The organism is Phyllobacterium sp. SL163, from assembly GCF_049896885.1.
Lineage (GTDB): Bacteria > Pseudomonadota > Alphaproteobacteria > Rhizobiales > Rhizobiaceae > Phyllobacterium > Phyllobacterium calauticae.
Genome location: NZ_JAFCVE010000001.1, coordinates 18,559 through 36,517 on the forward strand (window position 1 = coordinate 18,559; position 17,959 = coordinate 36,517).

Consider the following 17,959-nt stretch of genomic DNA (forward strand, 5'->3'; position numbering starts at 1 on the left):
AGGACATCCCCCTCCGTCCCCGCAGCACCGCTCAATAATCTCTTTCGAAGAACACACCGGCGCCGGAGTCGCCATCGCTGCCGACGGAGCCCTTGGCCTTCAGCTGCGGCGTCACGTCGAGATTGATCGTGCCCTTGGTCTTGCCGCCGGCGCCTGCTTCCACGCCAAGATAGACATTGTCGCGGATATAGCGCCCGGCCTTGACACCGGCATTGCCTTCGCTGTCCGTCGTCACATCGAGATCGTCGAGGCCGGTGCCCTTGCGCAGGCTGTCGAGCAGGGATGAGTTCGATCCGCCGGCTAGTTCCGCCGCGGCGGCTGCCAGCCGCGCAATCTGCAATGGCGACAATTCACTGATGGAACGGTTGAAGATCAGGCGGGCGAGGACCTCGTCCTGCGGCAATTCCGGCTGCGACGAGAACGCGATCTGCAGATCGGATACCCGCCCCTTGACCGTGACATTGACCGTAATGTCGCTGCTCTGGGTGCTCGCGACGAAATTGAGTTCCGGGTTGAGGTCCCCGACCAGCGTGACCTGGCCTTCGGTGAAGGTGATACGCTGCCCGAGAATTTCAAGGCGCCCGCGCACCAGGTCGAACGCACCGACCGGCTGGATATCGGTTGCGGGGCCAGTCAGCCGCACCGAGCCGCCAATTTCCGTATCCAGACCCCGACCGCGCACGAAGATTTTGTTGGGCGCTGTCACATTGATATCGAGCCGCACCACACTGGGCCGTGCGGTGGGTGTTGCCGTGGCGGGCTGGTCGGCCTTGGCGCGCTTCAGCGTCGTGGCGACGGCCTTCGGCGTCTTCTTGTGCTTGACGTCGATGACCGCCGACGAACCGCCAAAGCTTTCGGGAACGCTGATTTCCGCACGGTCGACATTGATGTTGCCGGAAATCACCGGATCGCGCGTCAAGGGGCCGTTGACGCCGAGCGCACCGGTCAGCGTGGCAACAACAAGATTGCCGTCGGCATAGCGGGCCTTGTCGAGTTTGATCTGGATGTTGGCGGGGAAATTGGCCGCTGCATCGGTGGAGATGGTACCCGTGGCGCTGACGGTACCGCCGGTGGAAAGCCCGGCATTGAGTGTGCGGATGGTGACGGTCTGTCCTTCCATGCTGCCAAGCAGGGTAATGCGCTGCAGCCGCAGATTGGTTTCCGGATCGACCACTTCGGCACCATTGGCCGAGAACATGCCGCGGATCAGCGGCTGCTGGAAGCTGCCGGAGACGGATGCGGTGACGTCAATATTGCCTTTTGCCTGCGTGCCGCGATCGGCAAGGAAGCGGTTGGCCAGGGACAACGGGATATTGCCCGTTACATTGATGCCAAGCCCGTTTCCGGAAACCGGCACATTGCCATTGGCCGACACGGTGAAACCCTGCGGCCCGTCAGCCTTGGCCGAGGTCAGCGTCAACGTATCATTGGCAAAGCGGCCGGCGGCGGTCAGCTGCAACGGCGACAGACCGGCGTCCTGCAAAGGCTTGGCGGACAGGCCCGACCCCTTCAGGTCAAACTCCGCATTGGGCTTTTGCAGTGTGCCGGTGATGCGGCCCCTGCCGGTGACGTTGCCTGCCAGGTTCTGATCCTTGACGACGCCATTCAGAGCGCGCAACGGCAGGTTGCCGAGTGTCAGATCGACGGCAAGCTGTCCCGGTGTCAGTGGGACCGAGCCTTTGGCCGATGCATCGAGCCCGTTTGCACCAGTCAGGCGCGCATCGACATTGAGCTGATCGGTGGTCGATGTGCCCTTGGCGTCCAGATTGAGGCCGTCCAGTCCGGCCTTTTTCAGCACGGCGGCGGTGATCGCACGGGCCTGCACATTGAAGTTCACGTCGGGCTTGTCGCGCGTGCCGCCGATCCTGGCGGTGCCATTGACTTCACCGCCCAGTCCCAGATCGGGCTTGACCGCATTGGCGACATCAAGCGGCAGCTTTTCGATGGCAACGGCAAGGTCCAGCTTCTCGGCGACATCGCCGCGGATCGTGACCTTGCCCTTGCCGATATCCAGAATGATATCACCGAAGGAAACATTGCTGCCGGCGACATTGATGGCGGCCGGCTGGACCAGCCGGGCGGCAAGCGCGCCACGGGTCAAGTCCGCATTGGCGAGCGACAGGAGAAAGCCCTTTTCCGTCGGTTGGAGCGAACCGCCAACGGATGTCTTCGCACCATTTTTCAGCGCGGCGTTCAGCTTGAAATCGGTGGTCTTGCCCTGTTGCGCGGCCTGGGCATCGAGGGTTGAGATATCGACACCACCGGCCGAAACCGTGGTGGCCGTGATCGTGCCGTTGGCGGACGGAACCTTGAAGATGTTCTGGGCGGCCAGCACAATCGCCGCCTTGCCGACGATGACATTGTTGGCCTTCAGCCCGTCAATATCGCCCTTGATGTCGATGTTCTGGCTCTCCTCATCATGGCTCAGCGCAATGGCGGCGTTCGCCTTGCCGGTCGCCTCCACGAGGAACAGGGCTGCGGCCGTCGACACATCGCTGGACGCGAGGGTCAGGTTGCCCTGAAGCAGCCCCTTCTTGTCCTGGGTGACATCACCGCGCAGCCGCGTGCCGCCGGCAATGAACTGGATATTGCTCAGGCGTTTTTCGTCCTTGTGCAGGGCAAGTTCCGTGGCAAGATCGGCCCGCACGCCGTCGAGGAACGCCAGACCGGATACCTTGCCGTCCAGCGCGTCCTTGAGCAGAAGTCCGTTGAAGGAGAACGCGCCTTCGCTGAGCTTGCGCCCGGAAAGTTTGCCATCCGGAACCCCGGCATTGAAGGCAAGAGCTATGATGCCCTCACTGCCGCGCGCGCTGCCCTTGACCTTGAGCGCGCCGCTGGTCTTTTCCGACAGGAGCGCGAGGTTGGTGAGATCGAGACCGAAATCGAAATTGGCAGCGCCCGTGGCAAAGGTGCCATTGGCAGTCACCAGCGTCTGCGGGTTTTCGACCCGGAAATTCCTGGCGCTCAGACCCGCTTCGCCGCGCGCAAGCCCGCCGGTGATACGGGTTTCGCCCTCAAGCACGCGATCCGCCGCATCAATGCCAAGCGTCATGCCGGTTGCATGGCCATCCAGCATCAGATTGAAGCCACCGGTCAGCGCTTCGACAGCACCATTGGCCTTCAGATCGAGCGCGCCGGCGAGATCGCGTCCGGCAAGTTCGGAAAACGGTGCGATGCTCGACGCCTTGACCAGGATATCGCCGTTATAGATGAACTTGTCGATGGTACCGGCCAGCGCCGTGCTGAAGCCGTTGGCGGCAACCAGCGCCTGTTTGAGATTGACCGGCGTACCGGCCTTCCAGTCGCCGTTGATCTTCAGCTGGATCAGGTCGCCCAGTGCCTTGGCGATATCGGCGCGCTTGGCCGTGATGCCGGAGACATTGCCGTTCACATCATAGCTCAAGGAACGGGCGGCCGGGTTGTCGAGATTTTCCGCCAGGCCTTTGGCAACGAGATTGACCGTTTTGGCGGCAAAATTGTTGGTGGTGAGGTTGGTGACGTCAAGCGTGCTCGACCAGTCATTGCCGGCACTTGCCCCGAACGCAACCGCCAGCACAGCCTTGTCGACGGTTGTCTGGCCGCCCGCAACCGGCAAAATGACCTTCTTGCCGCTGGGATCGGCAATCGAGGCATCCACCTTCAGGCGGCGCAAAAATCCATCGTTGGTTGTATCGGCTGTCGCATCGACCGCAAGGGCAGCGCTCTTGATGTTCAACCGGTCAAGCGAAACACCACCAGCATCGCGCACCACGCCATTGACCGCCAGCGCGGTATCGTTGCCGAAGAAATCCCGGAAGAGCGGCGGAACCAGCATGGCGATCGCGCCATCGACGGTTGTCTTGAACGCAAGTCCCTCGCCCTGACGGTTGATCTGCGTGCTGCCGGTGAGAACGCGCTTGCCCGCGGCATCGAGCGTCAACTGCAAGGCAATATCGCTGAGCGGGCCCGATCCCTTCAGCGAAAGCGCAACCGGCGGCCTGCCTTCAATATTGAGAAGATTGGCGGCAATACCGTTCTGCGGTTCATTGAGCGACAGATCCAGGTCGAGCTTCTGGCTTTCCTTGGCGTAGGCCGCCTTGATCGCAAAGGTACCGCCCGGGCCGTCAAGGCGCTGCACCTTGAGGTTCGAATCCAGGGAGCCGCCATCGAGCGTCAGGCTACCGGCCAGAGAGATTTCCGACTTCAACCCGAAAATACTGTCGCCGAAGGCAATGCGTCCTACCTGCAAATCCTGCAGGATGACTGCAAGCGGCAACTCCGGCAGGCTGAAACCCTTGGCTTCGGGTGAAGGAAGGCTGCTGGTGTCCGGCAGCGGCTTGCGGATGACATCGATGCGCTCCGCGCCGAGGCTGTTGATATCCAGACGCCCGCGCAGCAACGCCAGACGGCTCCAGACAATTTTCGCATTGGTAATGCGCAGCCAGATTCCTTCACGGTCGGCAATGGTGATGCTGCCGATATTGGCTTCCGATGACAGCACGCCCTGAATGTCGGAAATGGAAATCTGGCGATTGGGCGTCGACAGCTGTTCCTCGACGAAGCTGAGGAAATAGGACTTTTCCGCCTCGGCGCTATCCTGCGCCAAAGCCGGTGCTGCAAAAAGCAGAAGGAATATGACTGCGAAAATCCGGGTCAAAACGCCTGTCCTATACCAACGTAGAATGCAAAACTCGGGTCGTTTGTCCGCCGGTCGAGCGGCATGGCCACATCGAGGCGGATCGGGCCAAGGCCCGTATTGTAACGAATGCCGGCACCAACGCCCACACGCAACTGCTGGGCAAAATCGGGGAAAGACTCTTCACCCACATAGCCCGCATCGACAAAGCCGACGGCACCGATGGTGTTCGTGATCTTGGCGCGCGCCTCCACGGATCCCTCGACCAGTGACCGCCCGCCGATCACATAGCTTGTGCCGTTGCGCTCGACATTGACGCCGATGTTGCGATAGGCGTAGCCGCGCACCGAACCGCCGCCACCGGCAAAGAACAACTGGTCCGAAGGCAGTTCGGCAATTTCTGCGCCGACAATCGTGCCGAGTTTCAGGCGGCTGGCGAGCACGAACCGGTCGTCCTTGCCGAAGCCGAAATAGGTGCGGCCCTCCGCCGTGAATTTGGTGGCGAAGTTGCCATGGTCGATCTCGTAGAATGGCGACAGCAACCCTTCCAGAAAATAGCCGCGCGCCGGATCGACCTTGCTGTTGCGGCTGTCATAGGTGAGGCCGCCCAGCAGACCGACGGTGAGAAAATCGCGCGTGCCGAAGAAATCGTCCTTGAACTGCGATTTGGAAACATTGGCCGTAAGCCTGCCCGAGAGCTCATCGGAGAAAATCTGGGTGAACCCGGCATCGGCCGTAATCGACGTCTGCGTGTAGGCATCGAGCACCTTGCGCTCGCCAATCAGCGAGGCGATGAAATCGGTATCAGGCGTATAAACGCCAGGCTTGGTGAAACTTGCACCCAGCAGATAGCTGTATTCCGAGGGATCGTAGGACTGACTGCCGATGCCGCCGATCTTGGCGTCAATGCGCAGCCGTTCCGCCCGGCCGAAGAGGTTGCGGTGCAGCCAGTATGTCTCAAGACCGAGACCGTCCAGCGTCGAATAACTGCCGCCAACGCCGAAGCGGCGCAACTTCTGTTCCTGCACCGCCACGGTGATCGGCAGCAGGCCGTTGCTATCAATTGCATCGCCTTCCTCGATCCGCGCGGAGCGGAAGACTTCAAGGCGCGACAGTCGTTTCTTGGCTCTCTCGATTTCGTCGGGATCGTATTCCTGTCCCGGCTGCAGGCCGGTGATGAACGCCACGAATTCCGGGTCCATGCGCTCGGTGCCCTTGACCTGCACCGGTCCAAAACCAGCCTTGGCACCGGGATCGGCATCGATGGTCGCGTCAACCCGGTTGGTCTCGTGGTCGGCGATGACTTCACGGCTGACAATCCTGGCTTTTGGATGCCCCTGCTGGCGCCAGGCATCGACCACCAGCCGCTCAGCTTTGACGATGGCTGTCGAGCGGGCGATCTCGCCAGCGATGTAGCCCTGCTTCTCCGGGCTTTCGACAAAGTCTTTCGGGTCGAGCGTCGGCGGCGCCATGTTCTTGACCCGGGCCGACGCAAACAAGAATTGCGATCCGGGATCGACTGAAATGACCACCTTGGCCGGCTTGGACAGCACGGCATCCGGCGGAATATCGCTCGCCTCCTTGCCGTCGACCTGAATGCTGATGGTGCCGCCATAGCGGCCGTCCGCATAGAGCGCACCAAGGATGCGGCGGTAGTCTCCGCGCGCCTTGGCGAGCAGTCCCGCCGCACCGGAGGCAGGCTTGTCCTTGTCGGCAAACAGGCTCGATGCGCCCTCCACGAGCGCCTTGGTTTCATCGCTTGTCGAAGCAGCGGTTTCAACCGTGTATCTCTGCGGATCGGCGATGACCGAATCCGCATCGTCCTCCTTCTTGGCACCCCAGAGATGAACGCCGAAAAGATCAAAGGCCTGGGCAGGCGAGACAAGGGCCGTAAGGGCCAGCAATGCGGCACCGAAACAACTGGCCTGTGGGCGCTTCAAGTCCATCAACCAGCAAATTCCCTACACATCAATAAACACAAGGATACACTGCAGGAACCGTGCGCACGCTGCCTGCAATTGATAAAATTCGCCCTTCGAGCTTAAGAAAACGATAACATGCCGGGAAAAGCTGGCCAACCCGCAATGGCACCTGATCGGCCATGCAACCCGGCATTAGTGGCCATATCGCCACAAAACCGCGATACAAGCGCATTTAAACGCCAATCACTTTTTATGTGCCGCGCGCAATAGTTCGCTTCCAGACCACTTGAAGGCAAAGGGCTGCCCGGAGCGGCTGGCACTCTTGACCGGTTTATTCTGCTGCGGCGAGCCAGCCATCCTGCGGGCTGGCATTGACGGGCATGGCGGCGCTGATGTGCCCGGCGACGATTTCAGCCGTCGCGGCAGAAAGCGTCCATCCGAGATGACCATGGCCGGTGTTGTAGAACACACCGGGCCGCCTGCCTGCACCGACACGCGGCAGCATGTTCGGCATCATCGGGCGCAGGCCGGCCCACGGCACCACATTGGACGTGTCCATGCCCGGGAACAGGTCGCGGCTCCAGTCGACCAGCGGCTTGACCCGGTCGTGGCGAATGTCGCGGTTCTCGCCATTGTATTCGGCTGTACCGGCTACACGCAGGCGCCCCGCCCCAAGACGGCTTGTGACGATCTTTGCATCATCGTCGAGCAGGCTCACCCATGGCGCCGACTCCTGGCTCCCGGCATCGTCCAGATTGACGGTGATCGAGTATCCCTTGACCGGATAGATATTGACGCGGTCGCCGAGCTGGGCGGCAAATTTGCGGCTGGCAATGCCGGCGCAGATGACGATGGCGTCAAAACGCTCCGTCTCCGCCTTAGCATCGGCAACGGAGGCCCTGTTCCATGCAACCACAACGCCACCGGTGCCATGCTTCAACTCCGCCACATCAGCGTCGCCAATGAAGCGCACGCCATAGCGGATGGCAGCAGCGGCAAGGCCGCGGGTGAATTTGTGGATATCGCCGGTCGAATCGGATGGCGTGAAGAACCCGCCATAGAAGGAACCGTTCAGGGCCGGTTCGATGCTGCGGATTTCCTCGTTGGTGACGGCGCGGCGATCGAGACCGCCGGCCTCCAGCAGTCTGTTGACCTTGACGGCGTGGTCATAACCATATTTCGAGCGGTAAATATGCAGGATCCCGCGCTTTTCCAGGTCGAAATCGATCTTTTCATCCGCAGCGATTTCGAACATGCGCTTGCGCGCTTCAATGGCGAGCCTGGTGGTGGCGATGGTATTTTCTTCGTAGTGCGGGATGTTCATGACGAATTCCGCCATCCAGGAATATTTGTGCCAGGAGGGTTTCGGGTTCATCAGCAGCGGCGCATCCTTGCGCAGCATCCACTTCATGCCTTTAAGCACCGTGGACCAGCTGTTCCACACCTCCGCATTGGATGCGGAGAGCTGACCGCCATTGGCGAAGGATGTTTCCATGGCCGCATAGCGGTTGCGGTCGAACACGGTGACGGAATAGCCCTGGCGGGCAAGCGCATAGGCAGTCGTCACGCCGGTGATACCGGCGCCGATAATGGCGATATGGGTCATGATAAAACGGGCCTCAAGCAACACATGGTTTCAGTTTCGCCGTTGACAACGGCACGAAACCCCATCTGTCACGGAACCTGAGAGCTTGGCCCTTTGAGCGCCCGCCGGATGTTTGTCATCCGTGTCGTCGGCGCCTTTTTCCGGTCATGCAACCGGGCAGGGCTTTCTCCTTCGGTGGGTACGACTGTTCAAGCCATACCTCTCTCCAGATGTTCTAGACTATTCTGGTCCTTTTGCCTGAGAGTTTCCGGGGCGGTTGCTCCATCGGCGCCGGTTTTACCGGTCTCTCCCAGATAGTCTGTGCGAACGCGGGGATATATATCGCAGTTGCGAGACGAGAACAACTGGCTAAGAAGCGTCGCAGCAATTATGCTGACTGAAAATCGCCCAGCCTTCCGGAGGAATTTATGAAGCCTGTCTTTCTGCAACTGCAATGCGCACCCGGCAAGACATACGAAGTTGCAAAAACCCTGTTCGAGCGTGAAATCGTCTCGGAGCTTTATTCGACCAGCGGCGAGTTCGACCTTCTGGCCAAGATCTACATTCCGGAAGATCAGGATATCGGCAAATTCATTAACACCAACGTGCTCGATATATCAGGCATTGCGCGATCGCTGACAACGCTGACCTTCACCGCGTTCTGACAGGCCCTCGGCGGGGCGAGACATTACGTCCCGTTTCATGCGCCCGGTATCTGCCTTATGTAATCAATGCAATGAAACACGCCCCTTCAAGGCAATAAAATTCCATTCTTTTGCCATGGAAGCACTTTTTCTGTAAGAGATGCTCCCTCGCCCGTCATCAGCAGGATTTTCGACAATGCCTCCTTATCGTTCACGCACAACCACACATGGCCGCAACATGGCAGGAGCCCGCGGGCTCTGGCGCGCGACCGGCATGAAAGACGAGGATTTCGGCAAGCCGATCATCGCCGTGGTGAACTCGTTCACCCAGTTCGTGCCCGGCCACGTCCACCTGAAGGATCTCGGCCAGCTCGTGGCGCGCGAGATCGAAAGCGCCGGCGGCGTCGCCAAGGAATTCAACACGATTGCCGTGGATGACGGCATCGCCATGGGTCACGACGGCATGCTTTATTCCCTGCCGTCGCGTGAAATCATCGCCGACAGCGTCGAATATATGGTCAACGCCCACTGTGCGGATGCCATGGTCTGCATTTCCAACTGCGACAAGATCACGCCCGGCATGCTGATGGCAGCGCTGCGCCTCAACATCCCCGTCGTTTTTGTCTCCGGCGGACCGATGGAAGCGGGCAAAGTCGTCTGGGAAGACAAGGAAAAGAAGCTCGACCTGGTCGATGCCATGGTTGCGGCCGCTGACGACCGCATTTCCGACGAGGAAGTGAAGGCCATCGAGCGCTCGGCCTGCCCGACCTGTGGTTCCTGCTCCGGCATGTTCACCGCCAATTCCATGAACTGCCTGACCGAGGCACTCGGCCTTTCCCTGCCGGGCAACGGTTCGACGCTCGCCACCCATGCGGACCGCCGCCGCCTCTTTGTCGAGGCCGGTCATCTCGTGGTCGATCTCGCCCGCCGCTATTACGAACAGGACGATGAAACGGTTCTGCCGCGCTCCATCGCTTCGTTTGCCGCCTTCGAAAACGCCATGACCCTCGATATCGCCATGGGCGGCTCGACAAACACCGTGCTGCATCTGCTGGCCGCTGCGCATGAAGGCGAAGTCGACTTCACCATGAGCGATATCGACCGCCTGTCCCGCCGCGTTCCCGTCCTGTGCAAGGTGGCACCGGCCGTTGCCAATGTGCACATGGAAGATGTGCACCACGCGGGCGGTGTCATGGGTATTCTCGGCGAACTCGACCGCGCCGGTTTGCTTGATACATCCGTCTATTCCGTACACGCAGCCAATCTCGGCGCGGCGCTCGACCGCTGGGATGTGGTGCGCAGCAAGAACCCTTCCGTGCATGATTTCTTCAAGGCGGCACCGGGCGGCGTCCCCACACAGGTCGCCTTCAGTCAGGAACGCCGCTTTGCCGATGTCGATCTTGACCGCGAAAAGGGTGTCATCCGCAATCTTGAACACGCCTATTCCAGGGATGGTGGTCTGGCCGTGCTCTACGGCAATCTGGCGGAAGACGGCTGCATCGTCAAAACCGCCGGTGTTGACGACTCGATCCTGAAATTCTCCGGTCCCGCCCGCATTTTCGAAAGCCAGGACAGTGCTGTTCTCGGCATTCTCAATGGCGGCATCAAACCGGGCGACATCGTGCTGATCCGCTACGAAGGACCACGCGGCGGACCGGGCATGCAGGAAATGCTCTATCCGACCAGCTATCTGAAATCGAAGGGTCTCGGCAAGGCCTGCGCACTGATCACCGATGGCCGGTTCTCCGGCGGTTCATCCGGCCTTTCCATCGGCCACGTTTCACCGGAAGCGGCGGAAGGCGGCCTGATTGGTCTGGTTGAGGATGGCGATATTATCGATATCGACATTCCGAACCGCGGGATTCATCTGGCCGTCGACGATGCCATCCTGGCCGAACGCCGCGCAAAAATGGAAGCCAAGGGCACCGCTGCTTGGAAGCCGGAAGAAAAGCGCAAGCGCAAGATCACCACGGCTCTGCGCGCCTATGGCGCCATGGCAACCAGTGCTGCCCGGGGTGCCGTGCGCCAGATTCCCGAGGACTGGAACTGATCGGGGTTCAACGGATACCTACTGGAAGCGGGCTTCCAGTAGGTCGATATCCCGCACCATTTTTGTGGCAATGCTGCTTTCAAGCCGCCTTGCCCGAACCAGGCGGTGAATTTCCTGCCGTTCCGCCCGAAGCGCGGTGATGCGCAGCAGCTTCTCGATCTCCTCGCTTCGCGCCACCTCTTCGCGCTCTTCCCCGAGCTGCATGCGCCCGTCAATACGCTTGCGGTAAAGCTCCATGATGTGGTTGGCGACATCCGTATAGATATCGGCGTCAGCGCGACCCGATGCCAGGCTGTGCTGGGCCCGTTCGATCGCCATAATTGCGGCTTCCGCGGCAGCGATACGGGCATAATCCTCTTCGCGCTGGTTTGAATCCTCGATGGGCAGGTCGATGTTGCGCAGCAGGCGCGGCAGGCTGACGCTGGCCATGACCAGCGACAGGATGATCACACCGGTGGCGAGGAAAATGACGAGATCGCGGGCCGGAAACAGCGAGCCGTCGTAAAGGAACAGCGGCAGTGTCAGGATACCCGCAAGGGTGATGGCACCGCGAACGCCGGCAAACGACATGGCGGCAATCAGCTGCCAGCTTGGCTTGACCACGGCCTCACCCTGCCTGCGGCGCTGCGCCATGGTTACGCGCCACGACACCCAGACCCAGAGAAAGCGCAGGGCAGCCAGAGCGGCATAAATGACCACGACATAGACCAACAGCCACCAGGGGCTGGTCTCGCCGTGCCGCACATTCTCGACGGCACCGGAGAAAATGCCGGGCAGCTGTTCGCCGAGCAGAACGAAGATGGCGCCATTGGCGGCGAACTGCGCCGTATCCCACACCGCGGTGCGGCGCACGCGGGTCAGCGCCATGGACTGGGCCGTGTTCTCGGCATAGCTCATGGTGATACCGGCGGCTACGGCGGCAAGGATGCCCGAGGCATGCACATGTTCGGCCAGCAGGTATGCGCCGAAGGGGATGAGCAGGCTGATGAGAATCTGCGAGCCGCTCTCCTCGCCGAGCTTGCGGGCGAGGAATGCCTTGCCGCGCGTGACGCCAATGGTCACGCCGATACCGATGGCAATGCCGGCAAAAGCAAGCCAGAGGAACGTAAAGAACGCCTCGGTGATCGAGAAGCTGCCGGTCAGCATCGCGGCCACGGCAAAACGCATGCAGACGAGGCCGGACGCATCGTTGAGCAGGGATTCCCCTTCGAGAATATGCATCATGCGCGAGGGAATCGGCACGCGCGCCGCAATGGCGGAAACGGCGATCGGATCGGTCGGCGAGACGATGGCCGCCAGCGCGAAAGCCACCGGCAGGGGTACCGAGGGGATCATCCAGTGCACGAAGAAGCCGACACCGATCACCGTGAAGATGACAAGGCCGAGCGCCATCTCCAGAATGATGCCCTTGTCCCGGAAGAGACCCTCCTTGGGGATGCGCCAGCCATCGAGAAACAACAGCGGCGGCAGAAACAGCAGGAAGAAAATGTTGGGATCGAGCTGCACGCGGATGCTGGTAACCGAGGCAATCGCAGCGCCAAGCCCGATCTGCACCAGCGGCAGCGGTACGGCCAGAGGCAGCACGCGCACGATGGAGTCACTGACCACAACGGCCAGAAGCATCAGCAAGACGATGGTGATTGTTTCCACGGCGAATCCATTTTGATTGTCGGTGCAGGATGAAGGAAAGGCCGGTGCTTTGTCGAGGCGAACCTTGGCAACTTTGCGCCCAGATCGTGCCGATTGGGTGAATTGGCGGCAAAGCACGACAATTCCGCGACAATCAATTTTACGTTTACGTCAATGTAATACTTGCAAGCGCACCGCCTATCGCCATAGATAGAATTGTTGAGTAGCATGTTTAGGGTTGGAGGACCGTGGGCCAGCTACAAGGAAACCATCAGGGGAGGTTAATGTGGCAAAACAGACAACGCCGGTAAAAACATCCGTGACAGCCAAGCGCGCCACTGCAAAGGCAGCGCCAGCCAAAACGGCGAAACCCGCCGCCACGACTGCCAAAGCCGCCGCGAACAAACCAGCCGGTGAGGTCAAGACAACGAAAGCCGCCAGTGCGGCGAAACCCGCTGTGGTAAAGACGGCTGCCAAGGCTGCAAGAACGGCAACAAAACCTGCCGCGAAAACCACAGCGCCGGTTGCGAGCGAAGCCAAGATTGCGGCAAAATCCAAAGCCGCTGCCAAAGCAAACAGTGCAGCACCGGAAAAAGCGGCGGTGAAAACTCCCGCCAAGACACCTGCGATAAAGAAGCCCGCAGCCAAAGCCAAAGCGGCGGCGCCAGCCGCCGAGGCAGCAACGGCAAAGGCGGCGTCCCTCGCCCAAATGCCCGAGCCGAAACTGTGGGTCAAATCCTATCCGGAAGGCGTTCCCGCCGAGATCGGACCGCTGCCCTACGAGAATATCAACGCGCTTTTTGCCACCGCCTACAAGAAATACGCCAACCGGCCGGCCTTTACCTGCATGGGCAAGGTGATGACTTATGCGGAAATGGATCGCAAGTCACAGGCATTCGCGGCGTGGCTCCAGTCACGCCGGCTGGTCAAGGGCGACCGGGTCGCGGTGATGATGCCGAACATCCTGCAATATCCGGTGGCCATCGCCGCGATTCTGCGGGCGGGCCTGACTGTGGTCAATATCAATCCGCTCTACACGCCGCGCGAGCTTGAACATCAGCTCAAGGACAGCGGTGCGAAAGCGATCATCATTCTGGAAAACTTTGCCACGACGCTGCAAAAGGTCCTGACGGCGACGCCGGTCAAACATGTCGTCGTTGCGACCATGGGCGACATGCTGGGTCTCAAGGGCCATATCGTCAATCTGGTCGTGCGCCGCGTCAAGAAAATGGTGCCGGCCTGGTCCCTCCCTGGTCATACACCGTTCAAAACAGCGCTGGCGCAAGGGGCTGCGCTCACGCTGAAGCCGGTCGAGGTCAAGCGGGACGATATCGCCTTCCTGCAATATACCGGCGGTACGACAGGGGTTTCCAAGGGCGCCGTGCTGATGCACAGCAACATCGTGGCCAATGTCACGCAGATGCGCCTGTGGGTGGAGGTCGGCTTCCGCAAGAAGGGCCGTCCGGACAATCTGACGTTCATTTGCGCCTTGCCGCTCTATCATATTTTCGGCCTCACCGTGAATGCGATGATCAGCATGGAGCTCGGCGGCAACAATGTGCTGATCCCCAATCCGCGCGACATTCCCGCCTTCGTCAAGGAATTGCAGAAAGTGCCGATCCACGTCTTCCCGGGTCTCAACACGCTTTTCAACGGACTGCTCAACAACGAGGATTTCCGCAAGCTCGACTTCCGTAACCTGATCCTGACACTGGGTGGCGGCATGGCCGTGCAAAGACCGGTCGCCGATCGCTGGTTCGAGGTGACGCGCGGCCTGATCACCGAAGGGTTCGGCCTTTCCGAGACATCGCCGGTTGCCTCGGCCAACCGCCTGGATGCCACGGAATTCTCCGGCACGATCGGCACGCCGCTGCCATCGACCGACTTCTCCATTCGCGATGATGACGGCAAGGAACTGCCATTGCTGGAAGTCGGCGAAATCTGCATTCGCGGGCCGCAGGTCATGGCCGGATACTGGAACCGTCCGGACGAGACAGCCAAGGTCATGACAGCGGACGGCTTCTTCCGCTCCGGCGACATGGGCTATATGGATGAGCGCGGCTACACCAAGATTGTCGACCGCAAGAAGGACATGATCCTGGTGTCCGGCTTCAATGTCTATCCCAACGAGATCGAAGAAGTCGCCATGGAACATCCTGGTGTGCGCGAGGCGGCGGCAATCGGCGTTCCCAACGAGCACTCCGGCGAGGTGGTCAAGCTCTTCATCGTGCGCAAGGATCCCCTGCTCACGGAAGAGGCGGTCAAGGCATTCTGCGCCGAGCGGCTGACCAACTACAAGCGCCCCCGAACGGTCGAATTTCGCGACGAACTGCCGAAAAGCAATGTCGGCAAAATCCTGCGGCGCGAGTTGCGCGGCTGACATCCGAGAAAGCCGTCCCCGAGGCGGCTTTCTTCTTTTCAGACGCTGGCACGCCGGTAGAGCGCGAGCGAACCGGCAAGCGCGAGCAATGCACCGCCGCAGATGCGGTCGAGCCACAGCGCGCCTGATTTCTTCAGGACGCGGACCGCCTGCGAACCGAGCAGGGCATACCCGAACATGATTGCAAAATCGAGCGTGGCGAAAATCACCGCCAGCACAGCATATTGCGGGATTTGCGGCATATCGGGCGCGATGAATTGCGGCAGGAAGGCCGAAAAGAACAGGTAGCCCTTGGGGTTGGTCACCGCAACAAGGAAGCTCTTGAGAAAGATGGCGCGGGTGGTTGCCGGTGGCTCGTGCGTGGCTGTGCGCAGCGACAGGTCAAGTGTTCCCTTCGAGCGCAGAAGCATGAGGCCGAGAAAGGCGAGATAACCGGCACCGAGCCATTTGACCACCGAGAACCAGAACTCCGAGGCTGCAAGCAAGGCGCCAAGGCCAAGGGCAACGGAGCCGATCAGGACGAAATCGGAAATGACCGCACCCGCCATCCCCGCCAGGGCGCGGCGGACACCGAAGCGCGAGCCATTGGTCAAAGCCAGAAGAACCGTCGGCCCCGGCGTGGCTATGCCGACGAAAGCAACGAGAGCAAAGGCCAGAAGCGTTGTTGCGGTCATGTTCATCCCCTCTTGGCGCCAGATTACGGACATCCCTGCCGCTGACATTACCCATGGCACGAAGCCGGTCAAGCGGGCGCGCGTCCCTGTCCTTCACGGGGAAGGACAGGGCAGCCGGAGATTAAAGCGGCTGGCCGACATCAATGCGGTTGCCGTCGAAATCCTCGAAGACGAAGGCCCTGAGGCCATACTCCTTGTCCTTCAAACCCTTGATGATGCGCAGACCTTGTGCCCGGCAGATCGCATGCAGGGCATCGACATTGTCCACCATCATATGGATGACATTGAAGGGCGCTGCCTTGTGGCCTTTCTGCAATGTCAGGTGCAGTTCGGCATTGTCGCGTTTCAAAATCATGAACCCGACGGGATCACCATTCTGGAAGGTTCTGGAAAAGCCGAGAACGCCCGTGTAGAAATCATGGGCGCGCTGCATATCCGCAACCGGCAGCATGGCTGCTATCCGTCCGAAATGGATGGAGCGGGCGGGACTATCGTTCATGTCATAACCTCATGGCTTGAAAGCTCAGGCAGGCTTTCCCGGACGGTGCCGGTTGGAGCTGCTGCTTTTGTCGATCAGATCATGAGACGGTGCCCACCGGATTTCTATAGCGAGAGGTGTTGTCTCCATCAAGTCCGCAAAGCTTTCGCGCGTCCCGCCAGGAAATCCGGCAGATCGGCGATCGAGCCCAGAATGGCGTCGCTCAGCGATGCCAGATCATCCAGCGTGCTGTTGCCGGAGAGAACGCCGACAGCCAATCCTGCGCCGGCCGCATGGGCCATTTCCAGATCGTGGCCGTTATCGCCGACCATGGCGATGGCGCTGGCCGGAATACCGGTCTTGGCCGCAAACAGCTCGAGCTGGTCGGCGTGGGGTTTGGCCCGTGCGACGGAATCATAACCGATGATCACTGAAAACAATGCGGTCAATCCCAAAGCCTCGGCGGTTGCGCGCGCACCGGCTTCCGAATCATTGGTGGCGATGCCAAGGACGAACCCCTGCGCGGCCAGCCGCTCCAGCGTTTCGCGCAATCCGTCGATGCCGACGGCCCGGCGCGACCCTTCGCGCACCGTATAATCATCGTAGCTGCGGATACGCTCGCGCTTTTCCTCCAGCGTCAGTTCCGGATGCCAGAGATCGACAATGTCATTGATCGTTCCGGCGGCGACAACCGAGCCGCCGCGGAACCGTTCCATCTCCCAGTCATAGCCGCCCGCTTCGACAAGCGCGCGGGCGCGATCCACATCGCCATCCGCCGCCTTGTGCGCCAGTTCCATCGTGATGCCGAACCACGTCCGGTTGAAATCGACCAGCGTACCGTCCTTGTCAAACAGGATGGCACGGATTTCCGAAGGATGCGTGCGGGGCATCATGCTTCCAGCGAGCCCGGCCGCGCCTGATCGGAGCGCTTGGAACCCAGGAGCTTGAGAAGGTCGTCGCCCCGGCGGGTGTAACGATGGCTGCGCCGCGTGAGAATACGGCCCGCCTGCGGCGCCGTCAGCGTGATATCGCCGGAGGGGTCGCCGGGAACGGTGACCACCGTGACGAGTTTTGCGCCTGCCGCGACCTCGTCGCCAATGTTCACATGGAACAGGATCATGCCGCCCTGCGGCGCACGCACCATTTCGACATTCTCGAGTGGCGTAACCGGGCCCTTGAAATCAACCGTCAGCGTGACAGCGGGGTCGGTGATAACACCGCGATGCACCAGGAACCGGTAGAGGCCTTCCGCATCCGCCTTGCCTGTTGCAATATCGACATCGTTCAATCCGCGGAACTCGACTGTCGTAACAGCGCGCCGCTTCATGTCACGTTTGGCTTCCGGCAGCTGCAATACCGGATGGGCGCAGGCTTCCTCAAAGGCCGCATCGGCAGTGCTGTTCCAGGACAGGATCGCCGTTGATCCGAGCGCCGCAGCCAGATCGTACATCTCCGGCAGGAATGCCTGATGGATGTAGAGGTAGTTTTCACTCTCGTCATCGCAGTGCAGATCGAGCACGATGTCGTGCGGCAAAGCGAGGCGCAGCAATTGCGCCTTCAGCCGTTCAGCCAGGGATTTCGGACCATCGATCGGAACCAGGCCCGATGTATCGAACGTATCGAGCAAAGGAAAAGAGCGGTTGAAATTGCCGCTGGAGAAGAATTCGAAACGGCCGAGATGCTGATGCGACAACCACTGAGCGGAACCAACCGGATTGGCCTGCGGGACAACGGTAATGTTACCGGCGATGCGGCCTTCCCTGCCGGCTTTTTCCAGCATGGGGATGAGGAAATGCAGCGCCGCCTGTCCGGGCAGTTCCGAACCATGGAGCGACGATTGCAGATAGGCACTGACCGCCTTTTCATCCTTGCCGGCAAAACGCAGCACACGCAGTTCGATATGATTGCCCGGCACATCGCCGGCCAGCTGGATCGTTTCCGTCTTCATCAATGCTTTTCCAGTTCCTCACTTCCGGCCCTGG

11 protein-coding genes and 1 riboswitch are annotated in these 17,959 nt (G+C 60.5%); of the genes, 3 read left to right on the forward strand and 8 right to left on the reverse strand.

Annotated elements, in window-relative coordinates; all coding sequences use genetic code 11:
* Window positions 1-31: 31 nt before the first annotated feature.
* The 3 genes from ACP7B1_RS00095 to ACP7B1_RS00105 all read right to left on the reverse strand — a co-directional run bounded on the left by ACP7B1_RS00095 (window position 32) and on the right by ACP7B1_RS00105 (window position 8,143).
* Window positions 32-4,636, reverse strand: coding sequence for a translocation/assembly module TamB domain-containing protein (locus ACP7B1_RS00095; protein ID WP_426136181.1), 4,605 nt, complete (start codon window positions 4,634-4,636; stop codon window positions 32-34).
* The gene (locus ACP7B1_RS00100) at window positions 4,633-6,519 is read right to left on the reverse strand and encodes an autotransporter assembly complex protein TamA (RefSeq protein WP_426136483.1); all 1,887 of its coding nucleotides are present in this window, start codon (window positions 6,517-6,519) and stop codon (window positions 4,633-4,635) included. Before ACP7B1_RS00100 ends, ACP7B1_RS00095 begins: the two co-directional genes overlap by 4 nt.
* 349 nt (window positions 6,520-6,868) lie before the next feature.
* The gene (locus ACP7B1_RS00105) at window positions 6,869-8,143 is read right to left on the reverse strand and encodes a D-amino acid dehydrogenase (protein WP_346305270.1); all 1,275 of its coding nucleotides are present in this window, start codon (window positions 8,141-8,143) and stop codon (window positions 6,869-6,871) included.
* A gap of 215 nt (window positions 8,144-8,358) precedes the next feature.
* A riboswitch (glycine riboswitch) is annotated at window positions 8,359-8,445 on the reverse strand.
* 105 nt (window positions 8,446-8,550) lie between these two features.
* Here ACP7B1_RS00105 and ACP7B1_RS00110 point away from each other — a divergent pair.
* The gene (locus tag ACP7B1_RS00110) at window positions 8,551-8,787 is read left to right on the forward strand and encodes an Lrp/AsnC ligand binding domain-containing protein (protein WP_105733984.1); all 237 of its coding nucleotides are present in this window, start codon (window positions 8,551-8,553) and stop codon (window positions 8,785-8,787) included.
* Between the two features lie 175 nt (window positions 8,788-8,962).
* Window positions 8,963-10,816 carry a dihydroxy-acid dehydratase gene (gene ilvD, locus ACP7B1_RS00115; protein WP_346305269.1) on the forward strand — a complete coding sequence of 618 codons (1,854 nt, stop codon included), beginning with the start codon at window positions 8,963-8,965 and terminating at the stop codon, window positions 10,814-10,816.
* A gap of 18 nt (window positions 10,817-10,834) precedes the next feature.
* Here ilvD and ACP7B1_RS00120 read toward each other — a convergent pair whose 3' ends face one another.
* The gene (locus ACP7B1_RS00120) at window positions 10,835-12,466 is read right to left on the reverse strand and encodes a Na+/H+ antiporter (RefSeq protein WP_346305268.1); all 1,632 of its coding nucleotides are present in this window, start codon (window positions 12,464-12,466) and stop codon (window positions 10,835-10,837) included.
* Window positions 12,467-13,073: 607 nt separating this feature from the next.
* On the opposite strand from ACP7B1_RS00120, the gene ACP7B1_RS00125 reads away from it, so the two are divergent.
* Window positions 13,074-14,825 carry a long-chain-fatty-acid--CoA ligase gene (locus ACP7B1_RS00125; RefSeq protein WP_426136485.1) on the forward strand — a complete coding sequence of 584 codons (1,752 nt, stop codon included), beginning with the start codon at window positions 13,074-13,076 and terminating at the stop codon, window positions 14,823-14,825.
* Between the two features lie 38 nt (window positions 14,826-14,863).
* Here the strand turns inward: ACP7B1_RS00125 and ACP7B1_RS00130 are convergent, their stop codons facing one another.
* From ACP7B1_RS00130 to ACP7B1_RS00145, 4 genes are all read right to left on the reverse strand, one after another.
* Entirely contained in the window at window positions 14,864-15,499 is a 636-nt protein-coding gene (locus tag ACP7B1_RS00130) for a LysE family translocator (protein ID WP_346305267.1), read from the reverse strand.
* Between the two features lie 121 nt (window positions 15,500-15,620).
* Window positions 15,621-15,998: a glyoxalase superfamily protein gene (locus ACP7B1_RS00135; protein ID WP_346305266.1), complete on the reverse strand. Its 378-nt coding sequence runs from the start codon at window positions 15,996-15,998 to the stop codon at window positions 15,621-15,623.
* Window positions 15,999-16,126: 128 nt separating this feature from the next.
* The gene (locus ACP7B1_RS00140; RefSeq protein WP_426136187.1) at window positions 16,127-16,867 is read right to left on the reverse strand and encodes an HAD family hydrolase; all 741 of its coding nucleotides are present in this window, start codon (window positions 16,865-16,867) and stop codon (window positions 16,127-16,129) included.
* Complete coding sequence (locus ACP7B1_RS00145; protein ID WP_346305264.1) at window positions 16,867-17,925, reverse strand: succinylglutamate desuccinylase/aspartoacylase family protein; 1,059 nt, start codon at window positions 17,923-17,925, stop codon at window positions 16,867-16,869. The genes ACP7B1_RS00140 and ACP7B1_RS00145 overlap by 1 nt, the downstream gene beginning before the upstream one ends.
* Window positions 17,926-17,959 lie beyond the last annotated feature (34 nt).